General features: G+C 35.2%; 3 protein-coding genes. All 3 read right to left on the minus strand.

The window, feature by feature from the left end:
• Positions 1-106 precede the first annotated feature (106 nt).
• Entirely contained in the window at positions 107-817 is a 711-nt protein-coding gene (locus ACZFYI_RS19195; protein ID WP_462525732.1) for a DUF6090 family protein, read from the minus strand.
• A gap of 8 nt (positions 818-825) precedes the next feature.
• The gene (locus tag ACZFYI_RS19200; protein ID WP_462525733.1) at positions 826-1,581 is read right to left on the minus strand and encodes a DUF6090 family protein; all 756 of its coding nucleotides are present in this window, start codon (positions 1,579-1,581) and stop codon (positions 826-828) included.
• Between the two features lie 69 nt (positions 1,582-1,650).
• Positions 1,651-2,352, minus strand: a 702-nt coding sequence (locus ACZFYI_RS19205) for a DUF6090 family protein (RefSeq protein ID WP_462525734.1), incomplete at its 5' end; no start/stop codon positions are given.

Below are 2,352 nucleotides of genomic sequence, written 5' to 3' on the forward strand. Positions count from 1 at the left end.
AACCAAATTCCGGGTTATCTGATTTTGAAAAAGGAGTTTTTGTCGGATTTTTTTAAAAAATCAAAGCATGGTCAAAGCGTGTTGAGTAAATTCGGGAGGATTCGTTTCATATTTCTAGTCCTTTAATTTCTTCATTAATTTTTCCAATGAGGATTCTGAGTTGTTCTTGTGTATTGGCAGATAAATTCAATCGAAGATCAACATAGCGTCTGTTATTCTCAAGCAAATTTCTAAAGTAGTGGTTTACCTTTAATTTTTGTGGATTTACTACTGTTGATCGGGAAGCAAAGTTCTTATCCAACTCTAGTTCCAATTGTTGAATTAGGTCCTGGTGATAATCGTTTCGAAATCCCATATTATACATGCCTTGCTCATACATCCTAGTGATTTCTGATTGAAGAAAGTCATTCGATATAAAGCTAAAGCCTTCATATCTCATGTATTGGTATGTAGAATTCGCATTATTAAAAATTCCTGTGCGTGAAATTTGAATAATTACTGAGTCAAAACGAATTTCCTCCATATCATGATTATCTAGATACCAAACCATTGAATCTAAACCCTCTACATTTCCTATTAACCTTTCCCTTATCTCTTCAATTTCAGCAAGGTTAAACTCCAAATCCTTTTTTAATTCTTCGTAAAACTTGATCTCTACCACTCTGGCTTTACGACTTTCGTTCCAGTTATTCACTTGCAATGCAATCAAAATCCCTATGACCACCAGCAGAATTTCCCCAAGGGCATAAATTAAATAGCTCATCACACGATTTTGAGAGAGGAGCTTTTGTCGAATTTTTCTAAAGAAGGAGATCATTTCAAAAGCTAAGATTTTGTGTTTGAATTAATTTCTTGATCAATAATTTGAAGGAGTTCATTGAAAAAAACCAACAAAGCTTTTTCATCATTTATCCCATCAATTCTCCAGGAATCCACATTGCTTAGGATATCTTCGATAAGCCTATTCTGAAAAAACCAATGGTAATCGGAAGTGTAAGATCCTTTAGGAAAATCTTTGTACTCTCCATCTGCCAAGATTCGACTAGAGGAACTTATTTTACCATCAATGGAAGGCCAAAGCCTATTGATTATTAGGCTTTTAACTACATCAAATTCCTCCAAACCATCGACTACTTCGCCTTCAAAGGAAGTCAACATGGATTTTAATTTCTCATTTCGAAGGTAATCCAAATTACCCGAGGAGATGATAGATTTGATATAACCGTTTCTGACTTCAAAAGTGTATACCGTTTCGGCATTGAAAAGCAAAGTATCCAGTGTTGCGGAAGGAATTGTTGATATGTCTGTTCCGAAAAGACGTAGGAGCTCGAAGCTACAGGCATGTGCCAGTTCGTGGTAAGAAATATCTGTTTCAAGATTTTTAATATTCAAAACAAGTTCGGTCCGAAGGTTTTGGAGAATGCTCTGTTCAGCGATCCGGATTTTACGTTGTTCATTCCAGTTATTGATGCTCAGTGCAATCAGGATTCCCAAGACGACCAGTACGATCTCACCCAGTGCGTATTTCAGGTATTTTGAATTTATATTATTGTTTCTCAATTTCCTCAGGAAGCTAATCATCGGTCTTTTGGATAGGTTTGCAGATATGATTTACACTAATTATACATTTAGAATTCAACATCTTCACAATTATTCCCTTAATTCATCGAGAGCCTCTACTAGCTGCTTTCTCAAATCTTGATATGATTTTTTTGAAATCCTATTGATATTATTGTGTCTTAAAGTAACCGTAGCAAAGTCCTTTATCAGTTCATTTTTATCTGCTTGTGCCCATGAAAACTCATATAGTGCCCCTGAATTGATAATACTAAAGGGCAAGTTGGTAAGGTATTTATACTGAGTAAGGGCATTCAGGTATTGTTGAATATTTTCATGTGTAATTAAAAGAACTGTCTGCTGTTGATTATTGATCTCAATCAATTTTCTTCTGTTTTTTTTAGGAAACAAGCTGATGTCTCCAGTTGAAATCAAAGTTTGAAATGTGGCAGTATTAAAGGCATCTATATTACTGAAGTAGCCTAAAAATTCATATTTCGCAATTTTCACCAATGTATCAAAACTGGCCTGAGGATGACTTAATCTTTCCGTAAAATTTCGGTGTTGCGCTTCAGATTGATTGAACAAAATTAAAATAGTATCAATTCGGGCAATGTCTCTCCTATAATCCTCAATCAGCTCTTCTTTATACTCAGCCATTTTAATATTATTCTTTCGCTCTTCGTTCCAGTTATTCACTTGGAGTGCCAAAAGAATTCCGATCATTACTAAGACGATTTCTCCAAGCGCATAGACCAGGTATCGAGTAACCCTATTTTCGGCAAGGAGTTTTTG

The organism is Aquiflexum sp. (genome assembly GCF_977115555.1).

Coding starts and splice junctions, on each gene's coding strand:
- ACZFYI_RS19200 (WP_462525733.1), bottom strand. CDS start 1,581: ATGATTAGCTTCCTGAGGAAATTGAGAAACAATAATATAAATTCAAAA.
- ACZFYI_RS19195 (WP_462525732.1), bottom strand. CDS start 817: ATGATCTCCTTCTTTAGAAAAATTCGACAAAAGCTCCTCTCTCAAAAT.